The sequence below is a fragment of the Streptomyces sp. NPDC014727 genome (assembly GCF_043083485.1).
Lineage (GTDB): Bacteria > Actinomycetota > Actinomycetes > Streptomycetales > Streptomycetaceae > Streptomyces.
On record NZ_JBIBYR010000023.1, the window covers coordinates 91,102 to 107,018 of the forward strand.

General features: G+C 71.4%; 15 protein-coding genes and 1 riboswitch. Of the genes, 2 read left to right on the plus strand and 13 right to left on the minus strand.

What is annotated here, in order from left to right; translation table 11 throughout:
* Positions 1 to 46 precede the first annotated feature (46 nt).
* The 11 genes from ACF1B9_RS28780 to ACF1B9_RS28830 all read right to left on the minus strand — a co-directional run bounded on the left by ACF1B9_RS28780 (position 47) and on the right by ACF1B9_RS28830 (position 10,338).
* Positions 47 to 1,144, minus strand: coding sequence for a hemolysin family protein (locus ACF1B9_RS28780; RefSeq protein ID WP_391745347.1), 1,098 nt, complete (start codon positions 1,142 to 1,144; stop codon positions 47 to 49).
* Positions 1,141 to 2,511 carry a hemolysin family protein gene (locus ACF1B9_RS28785; protein ID WP_391745345.1) on the minus strand — a complete coding sequence of 457 codons (1,371 nt, stop codon included), beginning with the start codon at positions 2,509 to 2,511 and terminating at the stop codon, positions 1,141 to 1,143. Before ACF1B9_RS28785 ends, ACF1B9_RS28780 begins: the two co-directional genes overlap by 4 nt.
* 184 nt (positions 2,512 to 2,695) lie before the next feature.
* Positions 2,696 to 3,160, minus strand: coding sequence for a PH domain-containing protein (locus tag ACF1B9_RS28790; RefSeq protein WP_391745344.1), 465 nt, complete (start codon positions 3,158 to 3,160; stop codon positions 2,696 to 2,698).
* A gap of 34 nt (positions 3,161 to 3,194) precedes the next feature.
* Positions 3,195 to 4,043 carry an ATP phosphoribosyltransferase gene (gene hisG / locus ACF1B9_RS28795; RefSeq protein ID WP_361458207.1) on the minus strand — a complete coding sequence of 283 codons (849 nt, stop codon included), beginning with the start codon at positions 4,041 to 4,043 and terminating at the stop codon, positions 3,195 to 3,197.
* 83 nt (positions 4,044 to 4,126) lie between these two features.
* Positions 4,127 to 4,399, minus strand: a complete 273-nt coding sequence (locus ACF1B9_RS28800; RefSeq protein WP_391745342.1) for a phosphoribosyl-ATP diphosphatase — start codon at positions 4,397 to 4,399, stop codon at positions 4,127 to 4,129.
* A gap of 35 nt (positions 4,400 to 4,434) precedes the next feature.
* Positions 4,435 to 4,920, minus strand: coding sequence for a 6,7-dimethyl-8-ribityllumazine synthase (ribH, locus tag ACF1B9_RS28805; protein WP_114243451.1), 486 nt, complete (start codon positions 4,918 to 4,920; stop codon positions 4,435 to 4,437).
* Positions 4,921 to 4,950: 30 nt separating this feature from the next.
* Positions 4,951 to 6,249: a bifunctional 3,4-dihydroxy-2-butanone-4-phosphate synthase/GTP cyclohydrolase II gene (locus tag ACF1B9_RS28810; protein ID WP_391745340.1), complete on the minus strand. Its 1,299-nt coding sequence runs from the start codon at positions 6,247 to 6,249 to the stop codon at positions 4,951 to 4,953.
* Positions 6,246 to 6,890 (minus strand): nicotinamide riboside transporter PnuC, encoded by a 645-nt coding sequence (locus tag ACF1B9_RS28815; protein WP_391745338.1) that lies wholly within the window; start codon positions 6,888 to 6,890, stop codon positions 6,246 to 6,248. Before ACF1B9_RS28815 ends, ACF1B9_RS28810 begins: the two co-directional genes overlap by 4 nt.
* Positions 6,887 to 7,504, minus strand: a complete 618-nt coding sequence (locus ACF1B9_RS28820) for a riboflavin synthase (RefSeq protein WP_351084351.1) — start codon at positions 7,502 to 7,504, stop codon at positions 6,887 to 6,889. The genes ACF1B9_RS28815 and ACF1B9_RS28820 overlap by 4 nt, the downstream gene beginning before the upstream one ends.
* Positions 7,505 to 8,605: a bifunctional diaminohydroxyphosphoribosylaminopyrimidine deaminase/5-amino-6-(5-phosphoribosylamino)uracil reductase RibD gene (gene ribD / locus ACF1B9_RS28825; protein ID WP_391745337.1), complete on the minus strand. Its 1,101-nt coding sequence runs from the start codon at positions 8,603 to 8,605 to the stop codon at positions 7,505 to 7,507.
* Positions 8,606 to 8,763: 158 nt separating this feature from the next.
* Positions 8,764 to 8,894, minus strand: a riboswitch (FMN riboswitch).
* A gap of 253 nt (positions 8,895 to 9,147) precedes the next feature.
* Entirely contained in the window at positions 9,148 to 10,338 is a 1,191-nt protein-coding gene (locus tag ACF1B9_RS28830) for an ROK family protein (protein ID WP_391745336.1), read from the minus strand.
* A gap of 146 nt (positions 10,339 to 10,484) precedes the next feature.
* Here ACF1B9_RS28830 and ACF1B9_RS28835 point away from each other — a divergent pair, with 146 nt between their 5' ends.
* On the plus strand, positions 10,485 to 11,726 hold the full coding sequence (locus ACF1B9_RS28835) for an MFS transporter (protein WP_391745335.1): 1,242 nt from the start codon (positions 10,485 to 10,487) through the stop codon (positions 11,724 to 11,726).
* Positions 11,727 to 11,900: 174 nt separating this feature from the next.
* On the plus strand, positions 11,901 to 13,292 hold the full coding sequence (locus ACF1B9_RS28840; RefSeq protein ID WP_391745334.1) for a uracil-xanthine permease family protein: 1,392 nt from the start codon (positions 11,901 to 11,903) through the stop codon (positions 13,290 to 13,292).
* A 71-nt stretch (positions 13,293 to 13,363) separates the two neighbouring features.
* Here ACF1B9_RS28840 and ACF1B9_RS28845 read toward each other — a convergent pair whose 3' ends face one another.
* Both ACF1B9_RS28845 and ACF1B9_RS28850 read right to left on the minus strand, forming a co-directional pair.
* On the minus strand, positions 13,364 to 14,296 hold the full coding sequence (locus ACF1B9_RS28845) for a GNAT family N-acetyltransferase (RefSeq protein ID WP_391745333.1): 933 nt from the start codon (positions 14,294 to 14,296) through the stop codon (positions 13,364 to 13,366).
* The coding region (locus ACF1B9_RS28850) for a peptidase C14 (RefSeq protein ID WP_391745332.1) at positions 14,293 to 15,917 on the minus strand (1,625 nt) is incomplete at its 5' end. The genes ACF1B9_RS28845 and ACF1B9_RS28850, both read right to left, overlap by 4 nt.

The window sequence follows — 15,917 nt, forward strand, 5'->3', positions numbered from 1 at the left end:
CCGGAGGGCCGGGGTCGGCCCTCCGGCATCGCGGAGCACGGCGTGGTCAGCGGACCGATGCGGTGAGTTCGCCGTGGCCGGTGGTCGTCTCCGCCGTCCGGCGGGGTACGGAGACCCGGTGGGCCGGGTCGCGTACCTCACCGACCAGCATCTCCAGCACGTCCTCCATGGCGACCAGGCCCAGGACCCGGCCCGACGCGTCGGCGACCTGCGCCAGATGCGTCGCCGCGCGGCGCATCACGGTCAGGGCGTCGTCCAGGGGCAGCTCGGCCCGCACGGTCGCCATCGGCCGCCACACGTGCTGGGGAACGGCCCGCTCGCCGTCCTCCAGGTCCAGCACGTCCTTGACGTGCAGATAACCCATGAACGGGCCGCCGCCCTCCGCGCACACGGGAAAGCGCGAGTAGCCGGTCCGTACGGTCAGCTCCTCGATCCGGCGCGGGGTGACGGAGGGGTCCACCGTCACCAGTGAGGCCCGGCGGAGCAGCACATCGGTGACGGGCCTGCTGCCCAGCTCCAGCGCGTCCTCCAGCCGCTCCTGCGCCTCCGGCTCCAGCAGCCCGGCCTGACCGGAGTCCTCGACGAGCCGGTTGAGCTGCTCGCTGGTGAAGACGGCCTCCACCTCGTCCTTCGGTTCGACGCCGAAGAACCGGAGCACCAGCCGGGCGCAGGCGCCCAGCGCGGAGGTGACCGGGCGGCAGACACGGGCGAAGCCCACGAGGCCGGGGCTGAGCCAGAGCGCGGTCTTCTCCGGCGCCGCCATCGCGAGGTTCTTCGGGACCATTTCGCCGATGACGAGGTGGAGGAAGACCACGAAGACCAGCGCCAGGACGTAGCCGAGCGGATGGATGAGGCCCTCGGGCAGGCGGATCGCCTGGAAGACCGGCTCCAGCAGATGGGCCACGGTCGGTTCGGCGACGGCGCCGAGGGTCAGTGAGCAGACGGTGATGCCGAACTGGGCGGCGGCCATCATCTGCGGCAGGTTCTCCAGCCCGTACAGCGTCCGGCGGGCCCGGCCCGAGCCGGCCGCCGCGAGCGGTTCGATCTGGCTGCGCCGTACGGAGACGAGCGCGAACTCGGCTCCGACGAAGAATCCGTTCGCCAGCACGAGAAGCCCGGCGAACAGCAGTTGGACGAGGCTCATCGCACGGCCTCCAGTGCGTCCTGGGACAGCGGGGCCGCGGTCACCGGATCGGCCGCCTCCACCGTGCGCACGAAGCGGACCTTCTCGGCGCGGTAGTGGCCGACCTGGCGGACGGAGATCCGCCAGCCGGGCAGTTCGGCCCGGTCACCGGGGGCGGGGATGCGTCCCAGCAGATCGGCGACGAGTCCGGCCACGGTCTCGTACGGGCCGTCGGGTACGTCGAGTCCTATCCGGCGCAGGGTCAGGACCCGGCAGCTGCCCTCGGCGTCCCAGGCCGGGCGGCCGTCCTCCGGAGCGGCGGCAGCCAGTTCGGGCCGGTCGGCGCCTTCGGCGTCGTGCTCGTCCCGGACCTCGCCGACGAGCTCCTCGATGATGTCCTCAAGGGTGACCACTCCGGCGGTGCCGCCGTACTCGTCGACCACGACGGCGATCGGCTGCTCGTTGCGCAGCCGCTGGAGCAGCTGTTCGACGGGCAGGGTCTCAGGCACCAGCAGCGGCGGTACGGCGATCCGGCCGGCCGAGGTGCGCAGCCGGTCCTGGGCAGGCACGGCGAGCGCGTCCTTGAGGTGGATCATGCCGATGACCTCGTCGATGCGCTCCCGGTAGACGGGGAAGCGGGAGAGGCCGGTCGCGCGGGTGAGGTTGAGGACATCCTGCGCGGTCGCCGAGGACTGCAGGGCGCTGACCTTCACTCGCGGGGTCATGACGTGCTGGGCGGTCAGTCCGGCGAGCGACAGGGTCCGTACGAAGAGATCCGCGGTGTCCTGTTCGAGGGTGCCGGCCTCGGCCGAGTGGCGGGCCAGGGAGACCAGCTCCCCGGGGGTGCGGGCGGAGGCCAGCTCATCGGTGGGTTCGACGCCCAGCAGCCGGACCATCCGGTTGGCGACGGTGTTCAGCAGGCTGATCACCGGCCGGAGAGCGGCGGAGAACCGGTGCTGGGGGCCGGCCACGAACCGGGCGACCTGGAGCGGCCGGGAGACCGCCCAGTTCTTCGGCACGAGTTCGCCGATGACCATCTGTACGGCGGAGGCCACCATCATCCCGATCACCACGCTGATGCCGGACACGGCACCGTCGGGCAGACCGGTGGCGGTGAGGGGGCCGTCCAGCAGCTGGGCCAGTGCCGGTTCGGCGAGCATGCCGACCACCAGCGAGGTGATGGTGATGCCGAGCTGGGTGCCGGAGAGCTGGAAGGAGAGTTCACGCAGGGCTTCGACGACGGTGCGGGACCGCCGGTCGCCCGCTGCGGCGGCGCGCTCGGCGTCCGGCCGCTCCACCGTGACGAGCCCGAATTCGGCTGCCACGAAGAATCCGTTGGCGAGGATGAGAAGGAACGCTGCGCCGAGCAGCAGCAGGGGGATGGTCATTCCGCCGCCTCCGGGGAAGGGGCGGCGCAGGTACTACCGGACGATCCGTCCATTGCTGGAAGGAGTCACTCCTTGGGTCGCAGGAAAGCCCCGCCGGCCTCATGGACCTCTCGTGCGGGGCGGGGCGCGCGGAGCGCCGCCGTCCTCCAGAGTAAACAAGAAGCGGCCCTGCGGGGCAGGGGGCTCAGCCGTTGTCCGTACCGGTGCCGCGGTTCTCGGCGAGGGCGCGGAGCGTGCGGGCGTCGCGGATGGCCTGCTGCTTGGCGATTCCCGGCTGGATACCGAGGGCGGGCATGCTGGTCCCGTCGCTCAGGTCGAGAAAGACCCAGGGGTCACCGACGCGCAGGTTGACACGGAGGATCTCGGCCCAGGACAGCCGACGCGTTCGGGTGAGATTGACCACGGTCACCCCGTCCTCGTGGGCGACCACCTTCGGGCGGCTGAGCAGCGCCAGCACGCCGAAGAAGAGCAGCGCGGTGAAGACGAAGCTGGACCGCTCCCCCGCGCTCAGCTGTTCCAGGGTCATGGCGATGACGGTGATGACGACGAACATCGCCGCCCCCACGGTGAGCAGGACCACCCGAGTTCGGGTCGGCCGGAACGTGACTGGGAGTGTGGGGAGTTCGGGCCGGGGCGCGGGGGCGGACATCGTGTTTCTTCTGTCTTCCGGTGGTCGCCGGCCGTCAGAGGCGGCAGGCGTGGATGGCGGTGGTGAGGATGGCGCGGGCCCCGAGGTCGTACAGATCGTCCATGATCCGCTGGGCCTCCCGGGCGGCGACCATGGAACGGACGGCGACCCAGCCCTCGTGGTGCAGCGGGGAGATGGTCGGCGACTCCAGGCCCGGGGTGAGGGCGACCGCGCGCTCCAGGTGCTCGACACGGCAGTCGTAGTCCATCATCACGTAGGAACGGGCGACCAGGACGCCCTGGAGGCGGCGGAGGAACTGCCGCACCTTGGGGTCGTCGTCCGGTGCGCCGGTGCGCCGGATGACGACGGCCTCCGACTTCATGATCGGCTCGCCGATGACTTCGAGCCCGGCGTTGCGCAGGCTGGTGCCGGTCTCCACGACGTCGGCGATGACCTGGGCGACACCGAGTTCGATGGCCGTCTCGACCGCGCCGTCGAGGTGGACGACGGAGGCGTTGACACCGACATCGGCGAGGTGCTTGGCGACGATGCCCTCGTAGGAGGTGGCGATCGTCTTGCCGTCGAAGTCCTGCGGGCCCTGGGCCGTGCCGGGCTTGGTGGCGTAACGGAAGGTGGAGCGGGCGAAGCCGAGCTGGAGGATCTCCTCGGAGTCGGCGCCGGAGTCCAGCAGCAGGTCCCGGCCGGTGATGCCGATGTCGAGGCGGCCGGAGCTGACGTAGATCGCGATGTCGCGGGGCCGCAGGTAGAAGAACTCGACCTCGTTCTCGGGGTCGACGAGGACGAGCTCCTTGGACTCCTTGCGCTGCTGGTAGCCGGCCTCATGGAGCATCGCCATCGCAGGCCCGGAGAGTGAACCCTTGTTGGGGACGGCGATGCGCAGCATGAGGTCAGGTTTCCTTTGCGAGGAGGGAGTCTTGTCCGGGTATGCGATATGCGGTCGTACGGAGTGCGGTGCGGAGATCGTGCTCAGAGGTGGGCGTAGACGTCGTCGAGCGAGATCCCGCGGGCGACCATCATCACCTGGACGTGGTACAGCAGCTGCGAGATCTCCTCGGCGGCGGCGTCCTTGCTCTCGTGCTCGGCGGCCATCCAGACCTCGGCGGCCTCTTCGACGACCTTCTTGCCGATGGCATGGACGCCCTTGTCCACCAGCTCGGCGGTGCGGGAGGTGGAGGGGTCGCCGCCGGCGGCCTTGAGCTGCAGCTCGGCGAAGAGCTCTTCAAAGGTTTTGTTCGCCATGATGGTTCTTAGGGTACGGGGTCCACCCCCTCCACTCAGCGCCAGGGCTCGCTGACCGTGCGCAGCGTGGCGGCGGTGGCGACGGCCGCGGTGACGGCTTCGTGGCCCTTGTCCTCGTTGGACCCTTCCAGCCCGGCCCGGTCGAGCGCCTGCTCCTCGGTGTCGCACGTGAGCACGCCGAAACCGACCGGGACTCCGGTGTCGACGGCGACCTGGGTGAGACCGTTGGTGACCCCGTGGGACACGTATTCGAAGTGCGGGGTGCCGCCGCGGATGATCACTCCGAGGGCGACGATCGCGTCGTAGCCCCGGCCGGCGAGGACCTTGGCGACCACCGGGAGTTCGAAGCTGCCGGGTACCCGGAGCAGGGTCGGCTCGTCGATGCCGAGCTCGTGCAGGGCGCGCAGGGCGCCGTCGACGAGTCCGTCCATGACCTTCTCGTGCCACTGCGCGGCGACGACCGCCACGCGCAGGTCACCGCAGTTGCGTACGGACAGTTCGGGTGCGCCCTTGCCGCTCATGTATCTCCCACCACTCGTTTCCGTGATCGTTCACTGGTTGCCGCAGGTCGACACCGGGGCGGCGTCGAGCCAGGGCAGGTCGTGCCCCATGCGGTCGCGCTTGGTGCGCAGGTAGCTCAGATTGTGTTCGCCGGCCTGGACGGGCATCGGCTCGCGGCCGGTGACGGCCAGACCGTGCCGCAGGACGGCGGCCGTCTTGTCGGGGTTGTTGGTCATCAGCCGCAGGCTCCGGACGCCGAGGTCCTTGAGGATCTGGGCGCCGGCCGCGTAGTCCCGGGCGTCGGCCGGCAGACCGAGCTCCAGGTTGGCGTCGAGGGTGTCGACGCCGCGCTCCTGGAGTTCGTAGGCGCGCAGCTTGGACAGCAGGCCGATGCCGCGTCCCTCGTGACCTCTCAGGTAGACGACGACGCCGCGGCCCCGCTCGGCGATCCGTCGCATGGAGGCGTGCAGCTGGGGCCCGCAGTCACAGCGCTGCGACTGGAAGATGTCGCCGGTCAGGCACTCGGAGTGGATCCGCACCAGGACGTCGTCGCCGTCCGCGATGTCGCCGTGGACGAGCGCGACATGCTCGACGCCGTCGGCCGTGGAGCGGTAGCCGTACGCGGTGAACGCGCCGAAGCCCGTCGGCAGCCGCACCTCGGCCTCGCGGCGGACGGTCGGCTCCGAGGTGCGGCGGTAGGCGATCAGGTCCTCGATGGAGATGATCGTGAGGCCGTGCTTGCGGGCGAACGGGATCAGCTGGGGCAGCCGCAGCATCACACCGTCCTCGCCGGCGATCTCGACGATCGCTCCGGCGGGCCGCAGCCCGGCGAGCCGGGCGAGGTCGACCGCGGCCTCGGTGTGGCCGTTGCGGACCAGCACACCGCCGGGGCGGGCGCGGAGCGGGAAGATGTGACCGGGCCGTACGAAGTCGGCGGGGCCCGCCTCGCCGCCCGCCAGCAACCGGAGGGTGGCGGCCCGGTCGGCGGCGGAGATGCCGGTGGTCACGCCGTGGGCCGCCGAGGCGTCGACGGAGACGGTGAACGCCGTGCGCATCGACTCGGTGTTGTGGTCGACCATCTGCGGAAGTTCGAGCCGCTCCAGCTCGTCGTTCTCCATGGGGGCGCAGATCAGGCCGCGGCACTCGCTCATCATGAACGCGACGATCTCGGGGGTGGCCTTCTCGGCCGCGAGGACGAGGTCGCCCTCGTTCTCCCGGTCCTCGTCGTCGACGACCACCACGGGCCGCCCGGCGGCGATGTCGCGAATGGCCTGCTCGACGGGGTCGAGCGTGAGGTCCTCGACAGCGCTCCCGTGGTCCCGGTGCAACCAGGTGGGCTGGGCAGTCATGCCGTGGCTCCTTCCAGAGCGGGGGTCCGTGAACGCAGCCACCAGTCGCGCATGCCCCACAGGACGAGGGCGCCGTACACGACGTAGATGAGTCCGGAGAAGGCGAGACCGCTGTGGAAGTTCAGCGGTACGCCGACCAGGTCGACCAGCAGCCAGGCGAACCAGAACTCGACCATGCCGCGGGCCTGGGCGAACATCGCGACGAGCGTGCCGGCGAATATGTACGCGTCCGCCCACGGGCTCCAGGAGAGCGAGGGGAACGCGGTGAACAGACCGCCGACGGCGAGGGTGCCGAGCGCGGCGCCGCCGAGCAGGCAGCCGCGCTCGCGCCAGGTGGCGAACCGTACGGCGATGGAGCCGTCCTGGGCCTGTCGCCTGCCCCGGGTCCACTGCTGCCAGCCCCAGACGGCCACGGCGATGACCACGAGCTGCTTGCCGACGCTGCCCGCCTGGTGCACGGACACATTGGCGGCGACCAGGACGGCGCCGGACAGGAGCTGGGCGGGCCAGGTCCAGATCGAGCGGAGCCAGCCCAGGGTGAGCGCGATCAGACCGACCGTGTTGCCGATCATGTCGGACCAGATGATGTGCTGACCGAAGACGGTGAACGCCTGCGAGTTCAGCCAGTTCAGCGCGGTCACTTCGCCGGCTCCTCGGGCTGCCGCGGAGTGTGGCCGAGCAGCCGCTCGACGTACTTCGCGATGACGTCCACCTCGAGGTTGACCGGGTCGCCGGGCTCCTTGATGCCGAGCGTGGTCAGCGCGAGGGTGGTGGGGATGAGGCTGATGGTGAAGTAGTCGGGTCCGGCGTCCACGACGGTCAGGCTGACTCCGTCGACGGTGATCGACCCCTTCTCCACCACGTAACGGGTCAGGTCCGCCGGGAGGGAGATCTTCACGATCTCCCAGTTCTCGGAGATCTTGCGCTCGACGATGCGCCCGGTGCCGTCGACATGGCCCTGGACGATGTGGCCGCCCAGCCTGCCGCCGACCGCCATGGGGCGTTCCAGGTTGACCCGGGAGCCCGTTTCCAGGGCGCCGAGGCTGGACCGGTTCAGGGTCTCGGCCATCACGTCGGCGGTGAACTCGCCGTCGCCGAGGTCGACGACGGTGAGGCAGACGCCGTTGACGGCGATGGAGTCGCCGTGTTTGGCGCCTTCGGTGACCACGGGACCGCGCAGGCGGAAGCGGGAGGCGTCGCCGAGTTCCTCGACGGCGGTGACTTCACCCAGTTCTTCGACAATTCCGGTGAACACTCAGTTTCCCTTCCGGGCAGGGCCGGGGACGGCGGTGAGGCGCAGATCGGGGCCGATACGGACGGTCTCGGTCACATCGAGGCGCAGCGCCTCGGAGATGGTGGAGATTCCGGCGTCGGCGAGGGCCGCGGGGCCGGCGCCGAGCAGTACGGGTGCGAGATAGCCGACGACCTTGTCGACCGTTCCCGCGGCGACGAACGACCCGGCCAGGGTCGGGCCGCCTTCGAGGAGTACGGAGCGGATGCCGCGCCCGTACAGGGCGGCGAGCAGGGCCGGGATGTCCAGGCCGGGGCCGGTGGCGGCGCGCGGCAGCCGCAGGACGGCCCCTTCGGGGAGACGGCGGGTGTCGGCGTCGTCGGCGACGGCGATCAGCGTGGGCGCGGTGTCGTCGAGCACCCGGGCACCGGGGCGTACGGCGGTGGCGTCGGTGTCCACGACCACCCGCAGGGGCTGCACGGCGCCTTCGACGCCCCGTGCACCGAGCTGGGGATCGTCGGTACGGGCGGTGCCGGAGCCGACCACGACCGCGTCGGCCTCGGCGCGCAGCCGGTGGACGTCGGCGCGGGATTCGGGAGAGGTGATCCAGCGGCTGGTGGCATCGGCGGCCGCGATCCGGCCGTCCAGGGTCGCCGCGTACTTCCACAGGACGTACGGGCGGCCGAGGCGCACCGAGGTCAGCCAGGCCGTGTTGCCCGCCGCGGCCTCGTCCGCCAGTAGCCCCTGCTCGGCCTTGATCCCGGCCGCGCGCAGGGTGTCCGCACCACCGGTGGCCTGCGGGTTCGGGTCACCGACCGCGTAGACGACCCGGGCGACACCGGCCTCGACGAGGGCCTGGGCGCAGGGGCCGGTGCGGCCGGTGTGGTTGCAGGGTTCGAGGGTGACGTAGGCGGTGCCGCCCCGGGCTCCGTCGCCTGCGGCGCGCAGGGCGTGGATCTCGGCGTGCGGCCCGCCGGCGCGCTGGTGGAATCCTTCCCCGACCTGGTGTCCCGCGGCGTCGAGGACGACACAGCCGACGACCGGGTTGGGACTGGTGGAGCCGAGACCGCGGGCCGCGAGCGTGATCGCTCGGCGCATGGCGGTGATGTCGGCTGCGGTGGCCACCGGGTCCTCCTGCCTCTTCGGGCACGGACTCCGGGGCCTGTCGATGACGACAGATGAAGCGGGAACGCGACGCGGGGACGCCGAAATGCCGGAACAAACGGATGGATCGGTCGCCCGAAGACCATCCGCCGACGGCGGCGTACCCGTGAAACGGCCCGCCGCGCACTGCCTCCCATCCGGACTTTAACCGTCGGTCCAGGAATCCCACCTGGTCAACCGGCCGCTGGATGCGGACGGGTCGCGGACTATAACCGCCGGTTCGGAATTGCACCGACCCCGGAGTGCGCTGCTGCTGGTACACGATCAGTGTGCCACGCCCGCCGATGGGCCATATGGGTGCGCGTCTGTGGGGTGGCTCACAGGCGGCGCGGAACGCGGACCGCAACGGGACAGTCGGGCATCAAGGGTCCGGACCTATTGACGCGATGGTCCAGTCCTCTTGATCTCTGCGTCACCTCCGAGGAGCGGTCCTGCTGTGTGCGCACACCCGGGGCATCAACACGACCCGCCCCCTTGTCAGTTGGCCTGCTTCGCCGCGCGGCTCAGCCGGCCGGGGCGAACAGTTCGTCCTGGGCCGACTCCCGTGCGGCGAGCAGCGCGCCGCGGAGCACCGCGGCACCGCCGAGCCGCCCGGCCCTGACCTCGGTACGCAGCGGGGACATTCCGGCCAGCCGCTCCTCGACCCGCGCCGCGAGCGCGTCGCCGCCCGCGTGGCCGACCTCGCCGGCGAGCACCACACAGCCGGGGTCGAGGACCGAGGCGATCGCGGCGGCGCCGAGTGCGAGCCGCTCGGCGAGGGCGTCCAGGAACGCCTCGCTCTCCCCCTCCCCCGCCAGCGCGGCCCGCACGGCGAACGCGGCGCCCGGCTCCTTGTCCCCGTCGGACGTTTCAGCAGGCGCCACGATCCCGTGGGCGGCGGCCAGTTCACAGACCGGGGCGGAACCCACCAGCGAGTGAAAACCTCCGTCGCAATTGACGGCCGACGGGGTGCCGATCGCGCCGGGGACCGGCAGGAAACCGATCTCGCCCGCGCCGCCGGAGGCCCCGCGGCGCAGCTTCCCGTCCAGCATGACGGCCGCGCCCACGCCGTGCCCGAGCCAGAACAGGACGAAGGTGTCGCGTTCGCGGGCCGCGCCGATGCGGTGCTCCGCGACGGCGGCGAGATTGGTCTCGTTCTCGACCAGCACGGTGGCGGGCAGCCGCTGCTGGAGCACGCGCACCAGTCGCCGGTGCCAGGCGGGCAGCCCGGTGGTGTCGCGCAGTTCGCCGGTGACGGGGTCGATCAGGCCGGGCGCGCCGATGCCGACGCTGTGCAACGGGGCGGCGCCCGCCTCGCGGACGGTGCGTTCCAGCAGTGCCGCGGCCTGTTCGGCGGCGGCCTCGGTGCCGGTGTCGCCACCGATGGGCAGGGTGGCCTCGGCCAGCGTGGCGCCGAGGAGGTCGGCGACGACCACGGCGACGCTGCCGGTGCGCACGTCCAGCGCGGCGAGGTGGGCACGGTCGGCGACGATCCCGTACAGCCGGGCGTTGGGACCACGGCGCTCGGCGCCCGACTCGCCGACCACCCGGATCAGACCGGCGCCCTGGAGCCGTTCGACGAGGTCGGCGACGGTGGGGCGGGAGAGACCGGTCAGGGTCTTCAACTGCGAGGCCGTCAGCGGGCCGTCCTGCTGGAGCAGTCGCAGGGCGAGCCGGTCGTTGATGGCCCGGGCGGTGCTCGGTGATGCGGGCATGCCGGGATCCTTCCAGATCACTGCCGCACGGGTGGGGCGGGTGGGCTATTTATCAGGCAGGGTTCCTGATAGTTTACTGCGCGCACCGCGAAGACGGGCACCGGGGTGGCCGGTGACAGAGGATTCCCAGGGGAGGGCACGGCGGTATGACAACGGATTCCACAGAGACGGTCTTCGGCATGGAACAGGTGCGGCGGGCCAGGTTCGCCGTGGCCGCGGTCTTCACCGTGCACGGCGCGGTGACCGGCAGCTTCGCCACCCGGGTGCCCTGGATCCAGGACCATGCCGGGGTCAGCGCCGGGCAGCTCGGTCTCGCCCTCGCCTTCCCGGCGATCGGCGCCTCGCTCTCGATGCCGCTGGCCGGCGCGATCAGCCATCGCTTCGGCGCCAGGACAGCGCTGCGCGGACTGCTGGCCCTGTGGACACTGGCGCTGGTCCTCCCCGCGCTGGCACCGAATCTGCTGACGCTGTGCGCGGCGCTCTTCGTGTACGGCGCGACGGCCGGCATGTCGGACGTGGCGATGAACGCCCTCGGCGTCGAGGTGGAGAACCGCCTCGACAAGTCGATCATGTCCGGGCTGCACGGGATGTGGAGCGTGGGCGCACTCATCGGCTCGGCCGCCGGCACCGTCGCCGCGCATCTGGGCGCCGACGCCCGGCTGCACCACGCCCTCGCCTCCCTCGTCCTGACCGCGCTCGGCCTGATCGCCTGCCGCGGCGTGCTGGATCTGCGCAGCGAGCCGGACGAGGAGCCGCCGCCGCGCTTCACGCTGCCGCCGAAGTCGGCGCTGATCATCGGCGCGGTGGGCTTCTGCGCGGTGTTCGCGGAGGGGGCCAGCCTGGACTGGTCGGCGGTCTACCTGCGGGACATCATGGACACCTCCGCCGGGCTGGCCGCGGCGTCCACGACGGCGTTCGCGCTCACGATGGCGGTAGCCCGGATCGCGGGGGACAAGGTCGTCGACCGCTTCGGCGCGGTCAGGACCGTACGGGTCGGCGGCGTCCTCGCGACGATCGGCGGAGTGCTCGTTGTCGCGTCACCGAACGCGGTACTGGCGATGTGCGGCTTCGGATTCCTCGGCCTCGGGGTCGCCGTGGTCGTCCCCCTCGCCTTCGCCGCGGCCGGGCGCAGCGGCCCGAATCCGAGTCAGGCGATCGCGGGCGTGGCCACCATCACGTACACCTCCGGGCTCATCGCCCCGTCCGCGATCGGCTCGCTGGCCGAGGCGACCTCGCTGGTCGTGTCGTTCGGCCTGGTGACGGTGCTGGCGTTCGGCCTGGTGCTGGGGGCCGGGGTGCTGCGGGCGGGTGACCGCCGGGCGGTGTCGTCGGTGTCGTCCTCGGATGCCGGCGCTCCGAACGCGGCGGCGGCCGAGCCGCGCCCCTGAGCCGAGGGCTGTGCGGGGCGCGGGCCCCCGGCCCGCACAGCGGCGGTGCTCCCCCGTCCGCGGCCCGGCCGAGGGCGCGCCGCGATTCGGCATTATCATTGCGCTGATCATTTCTGCGGTGAGCACCATGCCGGGCGAGGCACTGGACCCCGTATCTACACACAGGGAGCAACCATGGGCCTCGGCGTGCGCTGGACCTTGCACGGCGACGGGAAGACCCCCGCACCGGGGGCCGTGGTCCGGCCGGACGAAAGGCTCTCCTGGCCCCGTACGTTCGGACTCGGCGCCCAGCACGTGGTCGCGATGTTCGGTGCGTCGTTCGTCGCCCCGGTGCTCATGGGCCTGGACCCGAACCTGGCGATCATGATGTCGGGTGTCGCGACGGCCATCTTCCTGCTGGCCACGCGCGGGCAGGTGCCCAGCTACCTCGGCTGTTCGCTCTCGTTCGTCGGGGTCGCCGCGACGATCCGGGCGAGCGGTGGCAGCAGCGCCGTGGTCACCGGCGCGGTGTTCGCCGTCGGTGTGGTGCTCTTCCTCGCCGGTCTCGCCGTGCAGCGGTTCGGCGCGCGGATCATCCATGCGGCGATGCCGCCGGTGGTCACCGGCGCCGTCGTCATGCTGATCGGGTTCAATCTGGCTCCGGTGACCGCGTCGACGTACTGGCCGCAGGACCAGTGGACGGCACTGCTGGTGATGCTGTTCACCGGACTGGCCGTGGTGTGCCTGCGCGGATTCTTCTCACGCATCGCGATCTTCCTGGGCCTGGTCTTCGGGTACGCGCTGTCCTGGGTCCTCGACCGGATCTTCGGCAAGATCCACTCTCCGGCGGGCGGCGCCGAGGCCGTCGACCACTGGCGGCTCGATCTGTCGGGCGTCGCCAAGGCCGACTGGATCGGGCTCCCGTCCTTCCACGCGCCGAGCTTCGAGTGGTCGGCGATCCTTGTCGCCCTGCCGGTGGTCATCGCGCTGATCGCCGAGAACGCCGGACACGTCAAGGCCGTCGGCGAGATGACCGGCGCCTCGCTGGACGACAAGCTGGGCACCGCGATCGCCGCCGACGGCGCCGCGTCGATGCTGTCGACGGCGGTGGGCGGTCCGCCGAACACCACGTACTCGGAGAACATCGGCGTCATGGCCGCGACCCGCGTCTACTCCACCGCCGCGTACTGGGCCGCCGCCTGCTTCGCCCTGCTCTTCGGGCTCTGCCCCAAGTTCGGTGCGGTGGTCGCCGCCATCCCCGGCGGTGTGCTCGGCGGCATCACCGTCATCCTGTACGGCATGATCGGCCTCCTCGGCGCCCAGATCTGGCTGAACGCCAAGGTCGATCTGCGCAACCCGCTGAACCTGGTGCCGGCCGCGGCGGGCATCATCATCGGCGTCGGCGGGGTCAGTCTCAAGATCACCGACAACTTCGAGCTGAGCGGTATCGCGCTGGGCACCATCGTGGTGATCACCGGCTACCACGTACTGCGGGCCTTCGCCCCGGCGCACCTCAAGACCCAGGAGCCCCTGCTGGACTCGGGGACGTCGGCGTACGACGAGCCGACGCCGACGGGCAAGGCGTAGTACGCCACGGCGTTCCCGGCCGGACCGGCGGGTGTCACGGCCGCTCCCCCGTTCCGACGACCGCCCGGCCCTCAGAAACAGTCGCCGTACCAGTGGACCGCGCCCGGTGCCGTGACCGTGGCCCGGACGGCCTCGACGGTGGCGTGCAGTGGTCGTGCCATGCCCACGTGCTCCGCCACCGTCCGGGGATCGGCCAGCAGGGCCGGCAGGGCCGCCCGTACCTCGGGACCGTCCGGGAGCCTGACCCGGGCGCGGGTCAGCCCTGCGGCCCGGCCCCGCGCACCGACGGCAGCCAACAGCTCACCCAGGCACTCGGGCGCGCCCGCGAATTCGCGCACCTCCACGCACTGCCCCACGTGCTGGGCCACGATCCAGCCGACGAGCGTCCCCGTTGCGGGGTCCACCGCGACGAGCGAGCGGTCGGGCGCGCCGTACCAGGCAGGTACGCGCACCGCCCAGTCCTCCGGGCCCCGCAACGTGCTGAGCGGCCTGTTCGCGTTGTACGCGTGGTGCAGCGCGGTCACCTCCACGGCGTCCCGCGCGGTGGCCCCGCGGACCCGGAACGCCCCGGAGGCGGCCGGCGGCACCAGCACCCCCTCGGTGTACGTACTGCCGAATTCCTGCCATCCCGAGCCCCGGTAGACGCCGGGCGTCCCGGTGAACAGCAGGGACCATGCGCATCGTTCGGCCGTCATGGTGCGCTCGGCCTCCACCAGCAGCCGCCGCACCAGCCCCTGGCCGCGGGCCTCGGGGCGGGTGGCGACGCTGCCGATGCCGCCGACCCGCTGCGGCGTGCCGTGCGCGTCACGGATCAGCCTCGGCACGTAGACGACGACGGCGTCGATCCCGCCCTCCGGACCGTTCTGCGCGACGAACGTGTGGCGATGGCGGTCGGGGTCCAGCGCGTGCAGGCGGGCGATCTGGGGCGCGTCGAAGCAGCGCTGCCACAGGGCGGCCAGGGCCGGGTCGTCGGCCGGGGTCGCGGTCCTGACGACGGCGGTCACAGGGTCAGGTTCCCGTCCGTGCGTACCGAGTCGCCGTTCGCGGGCATCGCGCTGCGCCGGGTGCCGTCCTCGACGCACGCGGTGTGCAGGACCGAGTCCAGGGCCTCCGGGGCGAGGTGGAGCGTGCCGCCGGTGAAGCGGCTGCCGGTCGCCGCGTAGTGGTTCGCGCCGTCGGCGATGCGCACGTGCACGGTGTCCGGTCCGGAGGCGGCGCTGCTGAGCGCGGAGATGTCCCAGGTCACCTTGCCGGGCCCGGCCGCTCGGCCGAGCAGCGCCTTGGCCTTGTTGCTGCCGGTGAGACGGGCGCCACCGGTGACGGTGATCCGCTGGTCGCGCACGGCACTGAGCTCGATGCCGGTGTTGTCGTAACTGCCGCCGTCGATCCGCAGATCCGCCGATCCGACCGAGAGCGGGGCCGCGTCGTCCGAGCCGGTGACGGTGCAGTCGGTGAAGCGAACGGGCCCCGCACCGCGCAGGATCGCGCCGTCGACGCCCTTGAAGACGCAGCGTACGAAGTGGACCGGCGTGGTGACCGGGGTCTGGACGAGGACGGCGCCCGCGGGCGGCTCGAAGGAGCAGTCGCTGATGGTGGTCGGCCGGGTGGAGCGGGTGGAGCGCTGGGCGACGGCGAAGGTCTTGGCCGTGCAGCCGCGGACCTGGGCGCCGTCGGCGTTGACGGTGAGGGTGCCGGCCTGGTCGAAGGTGGGGCGCGCGATCACCGTGATGTCTTCGAGCGTCAGATCGGTGATCTTGGTGTTGGCGGTGAACCAGGAGCAGACATGTCTGCGTACGGTGATCCGCTTGGCGGAAATCCCCCACTGCGCACCGGAGTTGGCTATGTCCATCAGTCCCGAGTTGCCATCGAAGAGCAGATCGTGCTCGTACTGGCCGTGGGAGGTGAAGGGGTTGCCGCCCGCGTCGTCGCCGTCGCCGTGGCAGTTCACGACGGTGCAGTAGGCGGAGGCGGTGAGGTCGTTGAGATGACGGACATTGCTGGTCGTGCAGTCCTCGACCCGTCCGTACAGGCAGTAGATCTGCTGGGTGAGGTAGCCCGCGCCGCCGTACTCGACGGTGGGCGGGTTCTTCAGGGAACAGTCCTCGGTACGGAACCGGGTGCACCAGCGGCGCATGATGACCGGCCAGAAGGTCCCGGTGGCGTGGATTCCGGAGACGTCGCAGCCGACGGCGTACTCGAAGCTGACGGGATGCGAGCCGGTGTACTCGTCGGGGCCGGCGCCCTCGAAGACCATGTTGCGGATGTGGGTGTCGCGGACCGGCTCGACGCGGGTCCAGGTCAGGGTGCGGCCCGCGGCGAGTTCCCAGCCGTTGAGGTAGCCGATCCGGATGTGGTCCGCGTCGATGATCTCGGTGATCTCGACGAGCTTCTGCAGTTCGCGTTCGTCACGGCCGCCGCCCGCGACCGGATCGACCTGGACCGACCACCACTGGCCGACCTCGAACGCCTTGGCGTCGGGGACCGGGAAGGTGTCGGTGAGTTCGATGACCTTGCCGGAGAGGGCGTGCTTGACGGTGGTGTCGGTGACGGTGCCGCGGAAGGAGAGGACGGCGCCGAAGGGGTTGTCGTGGGTGTTCTTCTCGATGCCTTCGGTGCGTATGCGGT